The sequence below is a fragment of the Serratia sp. PGPR-27 genome (genome assembly GCF_022678525.1).
Classification (GTDB): Bacteria; Pseudomonadota; Gammaproteobacteria; order Enterobacterales; family Enterobacteriaceae; genus Serratia; species Serratia nematodiphila.
The window spans coordinates 1-16,941 of the sequence record NZ_JALBYS010000035.1; the positions used below are offsets into that span (position 1 = coordinate 1).

General features: G+C 59.7%; 15 protein-coding genes and 2 tRNA genes. 4 read left to right on the forward strand and 13 right to left on the reverse strand.

The window, feature by feature from the left end; translation table 11 throughout:
* Positions 1-115: 115 nt before the first annotated feature.
* The 7 genes from MMS95_RS18020 to pncC all read right to left on the reverse strand — a co-directional run bounded on the left by MMS95_RS18020 (position 116) and on the right by pncC (position 6,038).
* Positions 116-192, reverse strand: a tRNA-Arg gene (locus MMS95_RS18020).
* A 3-nt stretch (positions 193-195) separates the two neighbouring features.
* Positions 196-288: transfer RNA gene (locus MMS95_RS18025), tRNA-Ser, on the reverse strand.
* 310 nt (positions 289-598) lie between these two features.
* On the reverse strand, positions 599-784 hold the full coding sequence (csrA, locus tag MMS95_RS18030; RefSeq protein ID WP_004091602.1) for a carbon storage regulator CsrA: 186 nt from the start codon (positions 782-784) through the stop codon (positions 599-601).
* Positions 785-1,036: 252 nt separating this feature from the next.
* Positions 1,037-3,664, reverse strand: coding sequence for an alanine--tRNA ligase (gene alaS, locus MMS95_RS18035; protein WP_004932534.1), 2,628 nt, complete (start codon positions 3,662-3,664; stop codon positions 1,037-1,039).
* Between the two features lie 133 nt (positions 3,665-3,797).
* Positions 3,798-4,313, reverse strand: a complete 516-nt coding sequence (recX, locus tag MMS95_RS18040; RefSeq protein ID WP_075686330.1) for a recombination regulator RecX — start codon at positions 4,311-4,313, stop codon at positions 3,798-3,800.
* A 60-nt stretch (positions 4,314-4,373) separates the two neighbouring features.
* Entirely contained in the window at positions 4,374-5,438 is a 1,065-nt protein-coding gene (recA, locus tag MMS95_RS18045) for a recombinase RecA (RefSeq protein WP_004932541.1), read from the reverse strand.
* A gap of 111 nt (positions 5,439-5,549) precedes the next feature.
* Positions 5,550-6,038, reverse strand: a complete 489-nt coding sequence (gene pncC / locus MMS95_RS18050; protein ID WP_015376700.1) for a nicotinamide-nucleotide amidase — start codon at positions 6,036-6,038, stop codon at positions 5,550-5,552.
* A 243-nt stretch (positions 6,039-6,281) separates the two neighbouring features.
* Between pncC and MMS95_RS18055 the strand changes: the two genes are divergently transcribed.
* Positions 6,282-7,661, forward strand: a complete 1,380-nt coding sequence (locus MMS95_RS18055; RefSeq protein ID WP_242142030.1) for an MFS transporter — start codon at positions 6,282-6,284, stop codon at positions 7,659-7,661.
* Positions 7,662-7,670: 9 nt separating this feature from the next.
* On the opposite strand, the gene chbG is transcribed toward MMS95_RS18055, so the two are convergent.
* From chbG to MMS95_RS18085, 6 genes are all read right to left on the reverse strand, one after another.
* The gene (gene chbG / locus MMS95_RS18060; protein WP_021505307.1) at positions 7,671-8,432 is read right to left on the reverse strand and encodes a chitin disaccharide deacetylase; all 762 of its coding nucleotides are present in this window, start codon (positions 8,430-8,432) and stop codon (positions 7,671-7,673) included.
* Positions 8,433-8,580: 148 nt separating this feature from the next.
* Positions 8,581-9,429 carry a transcriptional regulator ChbR gene (chbR, locus tag MMS95_RS18065; protein ID WP_015376697.1) on the reverse strand — a complete coding sequence of 283 codons (849 nt, stop codon included), beginning with the start codon at positions 9,427-9,429 and terminating at the stop codon, positions 8,581-8,583.
* A gap of 15 nt (positions 9,430-9,444) precedes the next feature.
* Entirely contained in the window at positions 9,445-10,830 is a 1,386-nt protein-coding gene (locus tag MMS95_RS18070; protein WP_075686334.1) for a glycoside hydrolase family 1 protein, read from the reverse strand.
* Between the two features lie 43 nt (positions 10,831-10,873).
* On the reverse strand, positions 10,874-12,235 hold the full coding sequence (chbC, locus tag MMS95_RS18075) for a PTS N,N'-diacetylchitobiose transporter subunit IIC (protein WP_004932557.1): 1,362 nt from the start codon (positions 12,233-12,235) through the stop codon (positions 10,874-10,876).
* A 12-nt stretch (positions 12,236-12,247) separates the two neighbouring features.
* Entirely contained in the window at positions 12,248-12,565 is a 318-nt protein-coding gene (locus tag MMS95_RS18080; protein WP_004932561.1) for a PTS sugar transporter subunit IIB, read from the reverse strand.
* Positions 12,566-12,982: 417 nt separating this feature from the next.
* The gene (locus MMS95_RS18085; protein ID WP_015376695.1) at positions 12,983-13,876 is read right to left on the reverse strand and encodes a LysR family transcriptional regulator; all 894 of its coding nucleotides are present in this window, start codon (positions 13,874-13,876) and stop codon (positions 12,983-12,985) included.
* A gap of 106 nt (positions 13,877-13,982) precedes the next feature.
* Here MMS95_RS18085 and MMS95_RS18090 point away from each other — a divergent pair, with 106 nt between their 5' ends.
* Genes MMS95_RS18090 through MMS95_RS18100 form a run of 3 tightly spaced genes read left to right on the forward strand, consistent with a single transcriptional unit; the run spans position 13,983 to position 16,790 of the window.
* Positions 13,983-14,783 carry a glucose 1-dehydrogenase gene (locus tag MMS95_RS18090; RefSeq protein ID WP_242142032.1) on the forward strand — a complete coding sequence of 267 codons (801 nt, stop codon included), beginning with the start codon at positions 13,983-13,985 and terminating at the stop codon, positions 14,781-14,783.
* A 12-nt stretch (positions 14,784-14,795) separates the two neighbouring features.
* Complete coding sequence (locus MMS95_RS18095) at positions 14,796-15,767, forward strand: aldo/keto reductase (RefSeq protein WP_088381250.1); 972 nt, start codon at positions 14,796-14,798, stop codon at positions 15,765-15,767.
* Between the two features lie 30 nt (positions 15,768-15,797).
* A complete protein-coding gene (locus MMS95_RS18100; protein ID WP_021505311.1) occupies positions 15,798-16,790 on the forward strand; it encodes a hypothetical protein in 993 nt (330 codons plus the stop codon).
* Positions 16,791-16,941 lie beyond the last annotated feature (151 nt).

The following is a 16,941-nucleotide window of genomic DNA, read 5'->3' on the forward strand; positions in this document are numbered from 1 at the left end:
CCTCCGACCGCTCGGTTCGTAGCCGAGTACTCTATCCAGCTGAGCTACGGATGCACAGGAATTCTTTTTTGATACCGTATGGTACGTTGTTACTACCCCACCATACTGCAAAATATGGTGCATCCGGGAGGATTCGAACCTCCGACCGCTCGGTTCGTAGCCGAGTACTCTATCCAGCTGAGCTACGGATGCAAATGGCGGTGAGGCGGGGATTCGAACCCCGGATGCAGCTTTTGACCGCATACTCCCTTAGCAGGGGAGCGCCTTCAGCCTCTCGGCCACCTCACCATACGCTTCTTTCGAATTGTGCCTAACTTGCTTTGGAGAAGCTCATCGGCACTGCGTGGCGCACATATTACTTTCTCCGACTTTTAAGTCAAACAATTTTTCCCAACTCATGCGCGTTTGCACAATTCGCACCCAACATGGGCGATTTCACGGCAAAAAGGGCGTTTAATCAACAGGCAACCGCAACGTCTGCAGCAATAAAGCAGGAAACTCACCGGGAAAATAATCACGAAAAAGAGAGGGGAGAACGAAAGAAGTGGGTAAAACGATGCAGTAGCGTCTCGTCTGGCAACGAGACGCTGCTTCGGAATCAGTAAGTCGTCTGCTGAGACTTCTCTGCCTGAATGCGCTGATAGATTTCTTCACGGTGAACTGAAACCTCTTTGGGGGCGTTCACACCAATACGCACCTGGTTGCCTTTTACCCCTAGCACAGTGACCGTAACCTCATCGCCAATCATGAGGGTTTCACCAACTCGACGAGTCAGAATTAACATTCTTTGCTCCTTGAAAGATTAAAAGAGTCGGGTCTCTCAGTTTCCCCGTCATTATCCATCATATGTGGTGAAAACGTAAGCCGCGCAATCCACAATAAGTGTAAGCAGACTTGGTCCCACCTCAGATAATGGTAAGTTTAGCCGACCAGAAAAACTTTGTTCCCGCAATTGTAACTAAATTGTGTTAGCACAGTATGAAAACGCCATAATCAACAAAGTATTATGGCGTTTGTCCGTGCTATTTATTTATGTTCACAGCTTTGAGGCCACCCAGGCTTCTACGCTGTTTAACGCCGCTGGCAGAGCGTTGATATCCGTCCCCCCCGCCATCGCCATATCCGGGCGACCACCGCCCTTGCCGCCGACCTGCTGCGCCACGTTGCCGATCAACTCGCCGGCTTTCACGCGGTCAGTCAGATCCTTGGTCACGCCCGCGACCAGGCTGACTTTGTCATCAGCCGTCGTCGCCAACACGATAATGGCCGAACCCAATTGATTTTTCAGGTCATCCACCATGGTGCGCAGCATTTTGGCTTCGACATTGTCCAACTGGCTGACCAACAGCTTCACGCCGTTAACCAGTTTCGCCTGGCTGGACAGCGACGCGCTTTCCTGCGCCGCCTGCTGATCTTTCAGTTGCTGCAGTTCTTTTTCCAGCGCGCGGGTGCGATCGAGCACCGAGCGCACTTTATCGGTCAGGTTGTTGCTGTCGCCCTTCACCAACTGCGCAACGTCTTGCAACAAATCGCTTTGCTGGTGCAGCGTGGCGATAGCGCCTGCGCCGGTCACCGCTTCAATACGGCGGATGCCCGCCGCGGTGCCCGACTCGCTCAAAATGCGGAACAGGCCGATATCGCCGGTGCGGCTGGCGTGGGTGCCGCCGCACAGCTCGGTGGAGAAGTCGCCCATGGTCAGCACGCGCACGTTGTCGTCGTACTTCTCACCGAACAGCGCCATTGCGCCCTTCTCTTTGGCGTCTTCCAACGCCATCAGCTCGGTCTGCACCGGCAGGTTACGACGCACCTGCTGGTTCACCAGATCTTCCACCGCGCGGATTTGTTCCGGCTTCATCGCTTCGAAGTGCGAGAAGTCGAAACGCAGGTATTTGTCGTTAACCAGCGAGCCTTTCTGCGCAACGTGATCGCCCAGCGTTTGGCGCAGCGCAGCGTGCAGCAGGTGAGTCGCGGAGTGGTTCAGGCGGATGCTGTTGCGGCGCTCGGCGTCGATCTGCGCATCCACGCGATCGTTCAGCTTCAGCGAGCCCTGCGCCAGTTTGCCTTGGTGGCCGATAGCCTGACCGTATTTCTGGGTGTCATTGACCACAAACTCGGCGCCGGCGGCTTTCAGCACGCCTTTATCGCCGACCTGGCCGCCGGATTCACCGTAGAACGGCGTCTCGTCCAGCACCACCACCGCCTCTTCGCCGGCGTTGATCTGCTCGACCGGCTGGCCGTCACGGAACAACGCGATCACCGTCGCCTGCTGCTCGTCGTGATCGTAGCCACTGAACTGGCTGCTGCCATCCACGCGGATCAGGCTGTTGTAGTCGGCGCCGAAGCCGCTGGACTCACGCGCGCGGCGGCGCTGCGCTTCCATCGCTTCTTCAAAGCCCGCTTCGTCGACTTTCAGACCGCGCTCGCGGCAGACGTCAGCGGTCAGATCGACCGGGAAACCGTAGGTATCGTACAGACGGAAAGCGGTTTCGCCGTCCAGAGTATCGCCCTGCAGCTTGGCCAGCTCTTCGTCCAACAACGCCAGACCACGCTCCAGCGTGCGGGCAAACTGCTCCTCTTCGGTTTTCAGCACCTGCTCCACCAGCGATTGCTGGCGTTTCAGCTCGTCGGCCGCCGGGCCCATCACTTCGATCAGTGGCGCTACCAGCTTGTAGAAGAAGGTATCTTTCGCGCCCAGCATGTTGCCATGACGGATCGCGCGGCGAATGATACGACGCAGCACGTAGCCGCGGTTTTCGTTAGACGGGATCACGCCGTCAGACACCAGGAAGGCGCAGGAACGAATGTGGTCGGCGATAACGCGCAGGGATTTGTTATCCAGATCGGTCGCGCCGGTCACTTTCGCTACGGCGGCGATCAGGGTACGGAACAGGTCGATCTCATAGTTGGAGTTCACATGCTGCAACACCGCCGCGATGCGCTCCAGACCCATGCCGGTATCCACCGAAGGTTTCGGCAGCGGCAGCATGGTGCCGTCGGACTGACGGTTGAACTGCATGAAAACGATGTTCCAGATCTCGATGTAGCGGTCGCCGTCTTCTTCCGGGCTGCCCGGAGGGCCGCCCCAGATGTGATCGCCGTGATCGTAGAAAATCTCGGTGCACGGGCCGCATGGGCCGGTATCACCCATCTGCCAGAAGTTATCTGAAGCGAAAGGCGCGCCCTTGTTATCGCCGATGCGGATAATGCGCTCGGCCGGTACGCCGATTTGCTTCTGCCAGATGTCGAATGCTTCGTCATCGGTTTCATACACGGTGACCCACAGTCTCTCTTTCGGCAGGTTGAACCAGTTTTCACCGGTCAGCAGTTCCCACGCGTAGCTGATCGCGTCGTGCTTGAAGTAATCGCCGAAGCTGAAGTTACCCAGCATTTCAAAGAAGGTGTGGTGACGAGCGGTATAACCGACGTTTTCCAGGTCGTTATGCTTGCCGCCTGCGCGCACGCAGCGCTGCGAGGTGGTGGCGCGGGAATAGGCGCGTTTGTCGAGCCCCAGGAAAACATCCTTAAATTGGTTCATGCCGGCATTGGTAAACAGCAATGTCGGATCATTGTTAGGCACCAGGGAGCTGCTTGCTACAACCTGATGACCCTTACTATGAAAGAAATCGAGAAACGCTTGACGGATCTCAGCGGTGCTCTTGCTCATAATTTTCCTGGAAAGGCTAGAATAACGACACGTGAGCCGGTGGCGCGTCATCCCGACGATGACAACCAGCCCACGAACAAAAAGTGGGGATAAGATAAATTTTCTTCAGAGGGAAGTAAAACCCCGTGTGCGCTCATTGCGCAAAATCACGGTAAATTGACTGAATTTCTTCCTGGAAGAAACCGCGATAGAGCAGATAACGCTGCACTTTGGCTTTCTCTTTCCAGTCGGTTGGCAACGCATCGCCAAATTTTCGCTGCGCCACCTGTTTCGCCTGTTCGCACCAGTCGATATCGCATTCCGCCAACGCGTCCTGCACCAGCGCTTTATCCACGCCCTTTTGCATCAGTTCGCTGCGGATACGCTGCGCGCCATAACCCTTGCGGCTGCGGCTACCGATGTAGCTGTGTGCGAAACGCTTATCATCCAGCCAGTTGTGCTGGTAACAGTAGGCGATAACCTGATCGATCAGCGCAGGATCCACCGGCTCTTCAGCTACCGGCGGCGGCGATGTCGGCGCATGCGGCCCCTTACCGCCAAACCGGGCTTTCGCCACAAACGGCTGCGCCGCAAGTTTGCGGCGCAGTTCAGCTTCACTATGATCGCGTTGCGACAGCAGGCGCATGGCGCGGCTTAGCAAGTCATTCATCATTCAAGCCTGAATTCAGAGGATATGCGCCACATAAACGGCGGCGCACATCTTCAGCGATTAGAACTGCTCGCTGGTTTCCGCTTCGTCATCTTCGAAGTCGTCACCGGAAGCAGCCACCAGCTCACCGCCGCTGTGCAGCAGCAGGTCGCGCAGCTTCTTGTCCAGCTCGGCGGCGATAGCCGGGTTTTCTTTCAGGAAGTTACAGGCGTTCGCCTTGCCCTGACCGATCTTCTCGCCGTTATAGCTGTACCAGGCGCCGGCTTTTTCGATCATCTTGTGCTTCACGCCCAGATCGACCAGTTCGCCGCGGCTGTTGATGCCTTCGCCGTACATGATTTGGAACTCAGCCTGTTTGAACGGCGCAGCGATTTTGTTCTTCACCACTTTCACGCGGGTTTCGCTGCCCACCACTTCGTCGCCTTCTTTGATGGCGCCGATGCGGCGGATATCCAGACGCACCGAAGCATAGAACTTCAGGGCGTTACCGCCGGTCGTGGTTTCCGGGTTGCCGAACATCACACCAATTTTCATACGGATCTGGTTGATGAAGATCAGCAGGGTATTGGCGTTTTTCAGGTTGCCGGCCAGTTTACGCATCGCCTGGCTCATCATGCGCGCCGCCAGGCCCATGTGCGAATCGCCGATTTCACCTTCGATTTCCGCCTTCGGCGTCAGCGCCGCCACGGAGTCGACGATGATGACATCAACCGCGCCGGAGCGGGTCAGCGCATCACAGATTTCCAGCGCCTGCTCGCCGGTATCCGGCTGGGAGCACAGCAGGTTGTCGATATCGACGCCCAGCTTTTTCGCATAGATAGGATCCAGCGCGTGTTCGGCGTCGATGAACGCACAGGTTTTGCCTTCGCGCTGCGCAGCGGCGATCACCTGCAGCGTCAAAGTGGTTTTACCGGACGATTCCGGGCCGTAGATTTCTACGATGCGGCCCATCGGCAGGCCGCCGGCGCCCAGGGCGATATCGAGTGACAGTGAGCCGGTGGAGATCGTTTCCACGTCCATGGAGCGGTCTTCACCCAGACGCATGATGGAGCCTTTGCCGAACTGTTTCTCAATCTGGCCCAGTGCCGCAGCTAACGCCTTTTGCTTGTTCTCATCAATAGCCATTTTTGCTCCTTCGTTTCGCAATGCCGGTGTTACCCCACACTGCCACTGAATGTATGTTGTGCAGGAAATGTCACTAATTATACTGTATGGTCATACAGTATCAAGCCTAATTTACAAAAATTCGTCGATGGCGGTTTGCAGCGCGAAAATCGTCGCCTGCAGCCGCACCGCATCGCGGTCGCCCTCGAATTGCATCTTGCGCGAAAGCCCCCGGCCATCGCTGCTGGCAAAGCCGAACCACACGGTGCCGACCGGCTTTTCCACGCTGCCGCCGTCCGGGCCGGCGATGCCGCTCACCGACAGCGCCAGATCGGCCTGCGCCGCCCGCAGCGCCCCTATCGCCATCTCGCGCACCACCTCTTCGCTGACCGCGCCGTGCGCCATCAACGTCGCTTCGCTCACCCCCAGCAGATCATGTTTCGCCGCATTGCTGTAGGTGACGAAACCGCGATCGAAATAGGCGGAGCTGCCGGCGATATCGGTGATGGCCTTGGCGATGCCGCCGCCGGTGCAGGATTCCGCGCAGGTGATCCAGCGGCCCTGCGCCTTCAGTTTTTCCCCCGCCAGCACGCTGAGCCGGCGCAGTTGGTTTTCACTCATAACCCCTCCCTCGCGAATTCAGGTATATGCGCCCGATAGTAGCATTTATCAAGGCGACGCGGCGGCCGGCGCGCAGAAATGCGCAGCGCCTCGCAGGAGGTGCGGTTTTAAGCGCCCGGCCAAGCTGCTAGTATCAAAAGAAGCGCCCCATTGAGCGGCGGCGCACCAGCACAAGGAACATCACGGAGGCGGCGCGCTGCGGCGGCGGCCTCAGGGCGCACCAGAAGAGATTAGGATGATAGCGTGAAAAAAACGTTGGGCGTATTCTTGCCGTTGTACACCACCACCCTGTTGCTGCTGTTGGGCTCAGGCCTGCTCACCACCTATGTCTCGCTGCGGCTGGCCTCCATCAACGTCAGCAGCGCGCTGATCGGCGCCATCATCGCCGCCAACTACATCGGGTTGGTGATCGGCGGCAAGGTCGGCCACTTTCTCATCGCCCGCGTCGGGCATATCCGCGCCTACGTGGCCTGCGCCGGCATCATCACCGCTGCGGTGCTGGGGCACGGTCTGACGGCGTTCATTCCCGCCTGGGTCGCGCTGCGTTTGGTGATCGGGCTGTGCATGATGTGCCAGTATATGGTGCTGGAAAGCTGGCTGAACGACCAGGCGGAATCCAACCAGCGCGGCATGGTGTTCGGCTTCTATATGGCGGCGACCTATCTCGGCATGTCGCTGGGCCAGGTAGTGCTGATGCTGCAAAGCAACCTGGGCATCACCACGCTGCTGGTGATCGCGCTGTGCTTCGCGCTTTGTCTGGTGCCCATCGCTCTCACCACCCGCACCAATGCGCGCCACATGTCGCCGGCCCCGATGGAGCTGCGTTACTTTGTCGGCGCCATTCCCAAGGTGCTGGCTACCACGCTGGTGATCGGCATGGTGGTGGGCTCGTTTTACGGCCTGGCGCCGGTCTACGCCAGCCTGCAATCCTTAACCACTCAGCAAACCGGCCTGTTCATGGCGCTGGCCATCTTCGCCGGGCTGGTGGCGCAGTTCCCGCTCAGTTGGCTGTCGGATCGCTATAATCGCCCGTTGCTGATGCGCCTCAACGCCATTTTTCTGATCGTGGCGGCGCTGCCGCTGGCGCTGCTGCCGCACATCGATTTCCCGCTGCTGCTGGCGGTCGGGTTCGTCGTCAGCATGTTGCAATTTACGCTCTACCCGTTGGCGGTGGCGCTGGCCAACGATCTGATCGAGCCGGAACGCCGCGTCTCGCTGGCCGCCTGTCTGCTGATGGCGTTCGGCGTCGGCGCCAGCATCGGGCCATTGGCGGTCGGCGCGCTGATCGAGCCGCTGGGCGGCAATATCCTGTACGCCTTTTTCGCCCTGTGCGGCGTGCTGCTGGCGGCCTTCAGCCGCACGGCGAAAGCGGAGGAACCGCAGTTGGCGCAGGACGCGCCGGTGCCGCACATTCCGCTGCCGGACAGCCTCACCAGCTCGCCGCTGTCGCCGGCGCTCAATCCGACCTTCGATGAACAGATCATTCACGACACCATGCCGCCGCCGGAAGCGGCGCCCGAGGTCGACGAGCCGCAGCCTGAAGCACAAGAGGCGGAGCCCTTGCCTCAGGGCGCCGATCCGGAAGAAGACACCGGCCTGAAAAAGGCGCACGCCATGCTGTAAACGGCGGCGTTACAGATCCTGGAAGGAGCCCAACAGAAAACCGCGTTCGGCGATCGCCGCTTTCAGCGTCGGCGCGGTCAACACATCCAGCTCGACGAGGCGCGGATGGCAGTATTGGCTCTGCAGGATCGTCGCGTCGAGGAACGCCGGGTGGCACATCATTTCCAATGATTCTGCGCCCTGCTCGTCGGCGCGCGCCAACCTTTGCAGGAACAACGTTTCGGAAATCGTCTCACCGTAGAATCCCGCGTCAAAAGCGTCAGTGCTATAGGGGGCATGCAGCGTGATGCCACGCCGTTTCGCCTCTTCGCGATCGAGACGCAGCGGCAGACCCTGCGCTTGCGCGAACGCCTCCACCAGCGGATAAATTTGCGGCTGCATATGCACATGGTGGTGGCTGTCGATATGCGTCGGCGGCCGGCCGAACAGCGTCACGAAGCGCGTGAACTGGCGCTGCAGCTCCTCGTGAATTTCGTCCAGCTGCAGCTCGCCGGCCTCGGCGCGGCGCCACAGCCATTTGCCCAGTTCGCCATGTTCGTTGACCAGCGAAGGCATGGCGCCCAGCGGCTTGCCATGGGTCAAAACGAAATGCAGCCCAATCGGCAACCCCGGATATTGCCGGCTGAGCGCCGCCGCGTGCTGCGCGCCGCCGCCGTTCACCATCGCCGTGGTGGAGGAAACGACGCCATGCTGATACGCCTCGATGACGCCATAGTTCTGCCCTTTGCTCAGGCCGAAATCATCGGCATTCACGATCAGTAGTTTTTCCATAGAGGCTCCCGCGGGATGGATTTTTGGCAAGGGAAGGCCGACCGCTCGGCGCGGCATTCCCCCTCGTTAAGGTAAAAATCAAATGATTAACCGACCGGCGCCCTGAAGCTCATCGGCATATCGGCGTTGATACTGATCGGGAGCGGCCCTAAAGAGGGCCGTAACACTTTTTTCGGTAGTTGCCTGGGGTCACGTCGGTGAGCCGCTTGAAGTTTTTAATGAACAAGCTGACGTCGCCATAGCCGGAATCGAAGGCGATGTCAGAGACCGAATAGTTGGTGACCTCCAGCTGCGTCTTGGCGAAGTTGATGCGGATCTCATTGATCACCTGCATCGGCGTCTTCTGGTAGTAGCGCCGCATCGCCCGGGTCAGGTACTCCTGGGTTTTCCCCGACAGCGCCACCATGTTCGCCAACGCCTTTTCGCCGAACATCGCCTTGTCATGCATGCCGGCCAGGGTGTTCTTCAGCCACTGCGGGATATCATCGCCGCCGTCGTTTTCTTCTTTATGGTGACGAATGCGGCTTATCACATAGAAGGTCAGCGTTTCGAGAAACTCGGCGAAATCATCCTCGCGAAACTGCGGCGAACTCACCACCGATTCGATATAGGCCAAAAACTCGCTTCTCAGGCTGTAGGCCTGCGAGGCGACAAAGCAACGCGGCAGCTGTTGCAAGTAATGTTCTTCAAAGAACGCTTTGCTGACCGCCACGTTGAAGATTTTCGTCGCGCCGAACTCGTAAAAGCTCTGGTGGTAGGAACCGATAGGGATAAAGACGAAATCCCCGCGCTCCAGCAGCACCCGCTTGCCGTTGATCTCCTGATAGCATTTGCCGCTCAGCACGATGGTGAACTCGTAATAGTCGTGCTGATGCAGCCCGGTGGCGCTTTCCACCTTGTTGTAGATGAACAGGTGAAAGTCTTTGCAGTTAAAGAAATCCTGCTCGCGAATCAGCTTCACGTCGTTGGCACTCAGCGAAATTCGGTTATCGGACACGGCGCCGGCCTCCCGTTAGTCAAATCCGTTGCGTCTGGCCGCCTCGGCAAACCAGTAACCGCTTTTTTTGATGGTGCGCCGCTGATCCGCCCGATCCAGCCGCACCAGCCCATAACGATTCTTGTAGGCATTCAGCCAGGACCAGCAATCGATAAAGGTCCACAGATGATAGCCCTTGCACTGCGAGCCTTCCGCCAGCGCGCGGTGCAGCCACTTCAGGTGCTCGCGAATAAAGTCGATGCGGTAATCGTCCTCCACCCGCCCATCGGCGCCGATAAACGCTTCTTCGCCCTCGACGCCCATGCCGTTTTCCGAAATATAACAGGGCAGATTGCCGTAGTTCTCTTTCAGATCCATCAGGATGTCGTACAGCCCCTTCTCATAGATCTCCCAGCCGCGGTGCGGATTGATTTTGCGGCCCGGCATTGCATAGTAACTGAACAAATCCTCCGGCGATGCGATCGGCCCCTCGGTGCGCCGTCCCTCTTTCGCCTGCACCCTGCGCGGCTGGTAATAGTTGACGCCAAGGATATCCACCACGCCGCCTTCGATCAGCTGCGCGTCCTGCGGTTCGCAGTAGGGCATCAGCCCATGCCGCTCCAGCAGGTGCAACAATGCGGCCGGGTAACGCCCTTTGGCGACCGGATCGAGGAAACTGCGATTGAGCAGCAGATCGGCGTCGTGTGCCGCCTGCCGATCCTCCGGCGCGTCGGAGCGCGGATAGGTCGGGCTCAGATTCAGAATGATGCCGATGCTCCCCGGCAGCCCCCGCGCTCTGAAACGCTGCACCGCCATGGCGTGCGCCAGTACGCTGTGATACGCCACGGTGACCGCCCGTTTGAAGTCCACCACGCAAGGGTAGTGCAGGTCATTCAGGTAACCGGCTTCCACCGGCACGATCGGCTCGTTGAAGGTAAACCAGTGGGTGACCCGATCGCCAAACAGGCCGAAACAGGTATCGGCGTAACGCGCATAGGCTTCGACCACCGCCCGGCTTTCCCAACCGCCGCGCTGTTGCATGCACAGCGGCATATCGAAGTGATAGAGATTGATAAACGGGGTGATGCCCTGCGCCAGCAGCTCGTCGATCATCGCGTTATAGAACGCCACCGCCTGCGGGTTCACTTCACCGTCGCCGTCCGGGATCAGCCGCGACCACGAGATCGACGTTCTAAAGGTATTGTGGCCCAGCGTTTTGAGCAGCCCGATATCGGTGCGGAAATGGTCGTAAAAGGTCGAGGCTTCGGTCGGGCCCACCCGCTCGTGAAAGCGCTCGGGCGCGATCTCGTACCAATAGTCGAAGATGTTGCGGCTCTTGCCGTCCCGCGCGGCCGCCCCTTCAGACTGTGGCGCGGAGGTGGCGCTGCCCCACCAGAACCCGTCGGCAAATTGATATTCCATACTCGCGTCCCTCGCGGGGCGGCCACACCGCCCCGTTCCACAGTTAGAATTTCAGCGCCTTGGCGATGTCTTCTTCGCTTTCCGTCGCCGCGTCGATCTGGCTCTGCGCCTTGTTGGAGATCGCCACGAACGGCAGATAGATCACGGTGGCGACCGCCAGGTTGAACAGGCTCAGCAACATGGCCATGATGCTGCCGTTGGTGTTGAAGAACGCCCCCAGGCCGACCGGCATGGTCCAGGGTGCGATGTTGGTGATCGGCGGGATCAGCCCGGAGTAGTAGGCCAGGGAGGTGATAATGGTCAGCACCGGCTGCACCAGGATGAACGGAATGAACATCACCGGGTTCATGATCACCGGCAGGCCGAACAGTATCGGTTCGTTGATCTGGAAGATGCCGGATGGCGTCGCCAGTTTGGCGACCTGGCGGTAATCTTCGCGGCGCGAGGCGATGAAGATGGCTATGATCAAGCCCAGCGTCGAGCCGGTGCCGCCGAGGTAGATGTAGGAGTCGACGAACGGTTTCGCCCACATGTGGAACTCTTTTCCGGCGGCCACCGCCGCTTCGACCGAACCGTATTTGTTGTACAGCTCCACGTTTTCCAGCGCGAACGGCGTCATGATGCCGCTGTCCAGGGCCGCCAGCGCCATGGAACCGTGCACCCCAAAGAACCACAGCAGCGAGGAGAACAGTACGTACACCCAGCCCACCACGCTGCCCATCTTGGCCAGCGGCGCCGAAATGCCGTCCATGATGATCTGGTGGAAGTTGGTGCCCCAGTGCGCCAGCGCGAACGCCACCAGCCCCATGATGGAGAGGATGATGAAACCGGGGATCAGCGCCGAGAAGGAACGCGACACCGAAGCCGGCACGCTGTCCGGCAGGCTAATCACCCAGTTGCGCCGCACGATGAAGGCAAACATCTCGGCCACCACCAGCCCAATCACCATACCGGAAATGATGTTGGCGCCGCCCAACCAGTTGGCCCCCACCGCATAGGCCTCGCCGACATTGAACGGTGTGACGGTCATAAAGGCCGCCACCGCCAGCAGCGCCGAAGCGAGCGGATCGACCTTTCGCTCTTCCGCCAACGCCATGCTGATAAAGAACGGCGTCATCAGGGACATGATCCCCAGCGTGCCGTTGTAAACGCTGCCGCCGATGCTCTTCAGACTATTCAGCGTCTCGATGGTAGAGGCATCCAACCTTACGCCCAGCGAATAGAAGAACGATCCTTCGCCGAAGCTCAGGAACACGTTGTTGATCAACACGAACATCGCCCCGGTCAAGGTCAGCGGCATCAGGCGGATAAAGCCATTCTTGATGGCGTTGACGTGGGGCTGCTTACCGATTTTTACGGCGAAAGGCAGGATAACCTTCTCGAGCGAGGCAATGAGGGTATTCACGGCGGCCTCCTGTTATTGATTGGCTTTCTTGATAGCGGCCACCGCGGCCTTCAGCACGCCCAGCCCATCGACCTTGCCGTACAGCAGCGGATCGATGACTTCCACAGGTTTGTTGGGCAGCTGTTTTTGCACTTCCGGCAAGGTGTAGGCGATCTGCGGCCCCAGCAGGATCAGATCCGCCTCAACGCCTTTCTCCGCAGCCAGCGCTTCCGGATAGGCGGCGATGATCACCGGCACTTCATATTTCTCGGCCTGCGCCTTCATTTTTGATACCAACAGGGAAGTGGACATACCGGCAGAACAAAACAGATAGATTTTTTTCTTTTCCATACCAAGCACCTCAGATAATCAAAAAAACCCCGTGTTATTTGTATGCCAGATGCAATCACGATTGCTTCACGCACATTCCTTATGAAAATTTCCGTCACGTTGCCCTGGTTACGGACAGTATACGGAGCATGAAAAACGGATCGGTAAGCCAGGAGGAGACATAACCGTCTCTCATTGACCTGACGGATTGACCCCCTTCACATTTCGCACAAAAAAATAGTGTGACCGGGCTCTCAAATAACCGATAAAAACTCGGAATATTCGTAATAAATATTCAAATAACAATTATAAACAGCAAGTTACAAACTCACCGAGAATTTAAGGGTTTATTTGCGCCTGAACAAACGAAAAGGGAATAAAAATAGTTCAAGCTTGATTCACTTACAGCTATCCGAACGCGATAGCCGGTGAAGAGGATTAGGTGGGCAGACGCAGCAACTCGATCACCGTGCTCAGCGCCACGGAATGATTCCTGCGGTTGGGGTAATAGAGGTAAAAACCGGTAAACGGCGCGCACCAGTCGGCCAACACCCGCCGCAGCCGCCCGCTCGCCAGGTGTTCTTCTACCTCTTGTTCGATGGCGAAAGCGATGCCGACGTGCGCCAGCGCCGCCTGCACCATCATCCTGCCGTCATCGAGTATCAACGGGCTGTTAACCGCCACGGAAAACCGCTGCTGGCCCTGCTGAAATGCCCATTTGTAGCGCTCGCCCGAAGAGGCCTTGCGCCAACCGATGCAGCGGTGCTGCAGCAAATCCTGTGGATGCGTCGGTTCGCCGTGACGTTGAAAATAGTCCGGCGTGGCGACGATGGCGAAACGCAGATCCGGCGTCAGACGCACCGCGCGCATATCGTTGTGCAGATCCTCGCCGAGCCTAATACCGGCGTCAAAGCCCTGTTCGACAATGTTGGCAAACCCCTCGTCCGCCACCACTTCCAGCGTAATGCCGGGGTACTCGCAGGCCAACCGCTCCAGATGCGGCACGATGGCAAGATCGATGGCCGAACGCGGCGCGTTGATGCGCACCAGGCCGCGCGGCCCTTCGCGAAACACATTCAGGCTCTCCAGCGCGGCGTCGATGTCGGTAAAAGCGGGCACCAGCTGTGCCAGCAGATGCTCACCGGCCTCCGTCGGCGAGACGTTGCGGGTGGTGCGGTTTAGCAGGCGAATGCCCACCTGCGCTTCCAATTCGCGCAGAGTGTGGGTCAGCGTCGGCGGCGTCACGCCCAATCGGGCGGCGGCGCGGCGGAAGCTGCGTTCACTGGCGATAGCCACAAAGGCCGCCAGGCCGGACAGTTCAGGTTTTTTCATGCTATTGATATAAATTATCTAATAGTGAGATGAATTTTTAGCGGATAGTTATCCGTCATCTAACAACATAGCATTGCGATCGACCCCATTACCAGGTATCGATACGATGATTAATGCTACAGCTCCAACTCATGAAACGCCGCGCCGTCTGGCGGACAAAGTCGTACTGGTGAGCGGCGGCGGCACCGGCATCGGCCGCGCCGCCGCGCTGGCCTATGCCCGCGAAGGCGCCAAAGTCGCGCTGGCCGGCCGACGCGCGGCGGAAATCGAAGCCACGGCGCGCGACATCGCGCTGGCCGGCGGCGACGCCCTGCCCATCGTGGCCGACGTCTCTCAGGAAGGCGATATCCGCCAACTGATCGCCACGGTGACCGCCCATTACGGCCGGCTCGACGTCGCCTTCAACAACGCCGGCATCATCGGCGACTTCGCCCCCATCACCGAGCAGACCAGCGAGGATTTTGACCGGGTTATCGCCATTAACCTCAGGGGCGTCTGGCTGGCGATGAAATATGAGATTGAAACCTTCCTGGCTCAGCGCTCGGGCGGCGTGATCATCAACACCTCCTCCTGGCTGACCCACGGCGCGCTGGCCGGCTCATCCAGCTACTCCGCCAGCAAGGGCGCGCTCGATGCGATGATCCGCGCGGTGGCGCTCGAGTACAGCGGCCAGGGCATCCGCGTCAACAACATCAACCCCGGCATCATCGACACGCCGATGGCACGCGGCAGCGTGGCTGACAGCGCGGCCTTCGCGCCCTTTATCGCCCATACGCCCGCCGGCCGCCTGGGTGAATCGGAAGACATCGGCGATGTGGCGCTGTGGCTGGCGACGGACGAAGCTCGCTTCATCACCGGCCAAAGCCTGCTGGTGGACGGCGGTTACACCATCGCCGGCATGCGTTGAGGAGACGAGGCCATGAACTACGTTCGGCTTGGCGACAGCGGCCTGAAGGTGTCCCGCCTCTGCCTGGGTTGCATGACCTACGGCGATCCGGCCTGGCGGCCCTGGGTGCTGAAGGAAGATGAAGCGCGCCCCTTTATCCGCGAGGCGCTGGAGGCGGGCATCAATTTTTTCGATACCGCCAACATTTACTCCGGCGGAGAAAGCGAGCGCATTCTCGGCCGCGCGCTGAGGGCGTTCGCCCGCCGTGAAGACGTGGTGATCGCCACCAAGGCCTACTTTCCAATGGACGCGCAGCCGAACAGCCGGGGGCTATCACGCAAGCACCTGCTGCACAGCGTCGACGCCTCCTTGCAGCGGCTGGGAACGGATTACCTCGATCTGTTCGTGCTGCACCGCTTCGACACCGAAACGCCGATCGAAGAAACCGCCGACACCCTCGATGGCCTGGTGCGGGCGGGCAAGATCCGCTATCTCGGCGCCTCCTCACTGCACGCCTGGCGCCTGATGAAAATGCTGGCCTTTCAACGTCAGCACCGCCTGGTGCCGTTTATTTCGCTGCAAAGCCAATACAACCTGGTGACGCGTGAAGATGAAGAGGAGCTGATCCCGCTGTGCCTGGAGGAAGGTCTTGGTCTGACCCCCTGGTCGCCGCTGGCCCGCGGCGTGCTGGCCGGCTCCGGCAGCGGCGGCACGCTGCGCGCCGCCACCGACGAACAGGCGCCCCGTTGGTACGGCGGCAGAAACGAGGTAGAACGCACCGTCGCGGCGGTCGCGGAGGTGGCGGCCGCGCGCGGCATTCCACCAGCGCAAATCGCGCTGGCCTGGCTGTTGGCCAAACCCGGCGTGGCGTCGCCGCTGGTGGGCATGTCCAAGCCGCATCATCTGCAGGATGCGCTGGCAGCGCTCGACCTCAGGCTATCACCGGAAGACGTGGCCGCGCTGGAGGCGCCAATGGCGCATGCTGTCCGCCCTGAGCGCTGGTAGCCCCTTTCCCGTCATTCCAGGAGAGAAGACATGTCATATGCGCTTACCGCGCGAGCGGTGTTGCTCGCCCTCGCTGCCGTATTCACCCTTAGCGCTCCGGTGCAGGCTACCGCCAGCGCAGACTGCGCCGCAAACAGCATGACGCTGCCGCCTGGCGCGCTTTACCCCAACGGCATCGCCCGTGCGACGGACGGTACGCTGTATGTCGGCTTTGTCACCAGCGGCAACGTGCTGCGCAAGCGGCCGGGTCAAGCGTGGGAAACCTTTTTCCCCGGCGCTGACACGGTGTTCGCCTCAAACGCGCTGCGGCTGGACGAAAAACGTGGGCTGCTGTGGGGCAATTCGCCGGACTTCCTCTCCGGCGGCAAAACGCGCGCCAACCGCATTTACGCGCTGAACGTCGCGGATGGCACGCTCGACCGCAGCCTGGCGTTGCCGACGGGAGAAATGGGCAACGATATCGTACTCGGCGCAGACGGTACGGTGTATGTGACGGAAACCCGCGGCGGCGGCATCCTGCGCCTGCGACCGGGCGAGACGGCATTCCGTACGCTGTTTCAGGATCCGCAGTTAGCGGCCCCCAGCGGGCTGGGCGCCGCCGGCATCGTGCTGCTCGACGATCGGCTGATGGCTGTCGCCAATTTCGGCACCGGTAAGCTCTACACCCTCAGTTATAACGCTCCAAAGCCGCAGCTGACGGAAATGCAGCTGCCGCGCCTCATCGAAAACCCGGACGGAATGGGATTGGCGCCGGACGGCGCGCTGATCGTGCTGGAAAACGGGATCCAGAGCGGCCAGGGGCGGATCCTGCGGATCCCGTCACCCAAGGCGGCAGGCATGCACCGGATTGAGGTCTTGCGCGAAGGCATGGAATCGCCGGTCAACCTGACTATCACTCCGCAAGGCTGCGCCTTCGTCAGCGAATCGCGCATCCGCCACCGCCTGCTGCCCGGCCATGAAACCGAAGTGCCCGACAGTTTCCGCCTCTATCAACTGCCCTTGCCTCTCACCGCCGCACAATAACCTCTACGCCGCCTCAGCGGGCGGCGACACTTGCGTTGTTGCCCGCAGGCGAACGACAATCTCGCTTCGTTGCAAACCGGCCTTGCGCAGCGCTTCCCATTTTTACCTGTGACAGCCGATTGCCCGCTGGGCTAGTATAAGCGTCTGTGCA

What these genes read in the sequence shown, in the direction of transcription:
- csrA (WP_004091602.1), bottom strand. Translation starts at nt 784, where the DNA reads ATGTTAATTCTGACTCGTCGAGTTGGTGAAACCCTCATGATTGGCGAT.
- alaS (WP_004932534.1), bottom strand. Translation starts at nt 3,664, where the DNA reads ATGAGCAAGAGCACCGCTGAGATCCGTCAAGCGTTTCTCGATTTCTTT.
- recX (WP_075686330.1), bottom strand. Translation starts at nt 4,313, where the DNA reads ATGAATGACTTGCTAAGCCGCGCCATGCGCCTGCTGTCGCAACGCGAT.
- recA (WP_004932541.1), bottom strand. Translation starts at nt 5,438, where the DNA reads ATGGCTATTGATGAGAACAAGCAAAAGGCGTTAGCTGCGGCACTGGGC.
- pncC (WP_015376700.1), bottom strand. Translation starts at nt 6,038, where the DNA reads ATGAGTGAAAACCAACTGCGCCGGCTCAGCGTGCTGGCGGGGGAAAAA.
- chbG (WP_021505307.1), bottom strand. Translation starts at nt 8,432, where the DNA reads ATGGAAAAACTACTGATCGTGAATGCCGATGATTTCGGCCTGAGCAAA.
- MMS95_RS18070 (WP_075686334.1), bottom strand. Translation starts at nt 10,830, where the DNA reads ATGGAATATCAATTTGCCGACGGGTTCTGGTGGGGCAGCGCCACCTCC.
- MMS95_RS18080 (WP_004932561.1), bottom strand. Translation starts at nt 12,565, where the DNA reads ATGGAAAAGAAAAAAATCTATCTGTTTTGTTCTGCCGGTATGTCCACT.
- MMS95_RS18085 (WP_015376695.1), bottom strand. Translation starts at nt 13,876, where the DNA reads ATGAAAAAACCTGAACTGTCCGGCCTGGCGGCCTTTGTGGCTATCGCC.
- MMS95_RS18090 (WP_242142032.1), top strand. Translation starts at nt 13,983, where the DNA reads ATGATTAATGCTACAGCTCCAACTCATGAAACGCCGCGCCGTCTGGCG.
- MMS95_RS18095 (WP_088381250.1), top strand. Translation starts at nt 14,796, where the DNA reads ATGAACTACGTTCGGCTTGGCGACAGCGGCCTGAAGGTGTCCCGCCTC.
- MMS95_RS18100 (WP_021505311.1), top strand. Translation starts at nt 15,798, where the DNA reads ATGTCATATGCGCTTACCGCGCGAGCGGTGTTGCTCGCCCTCGCTGCC.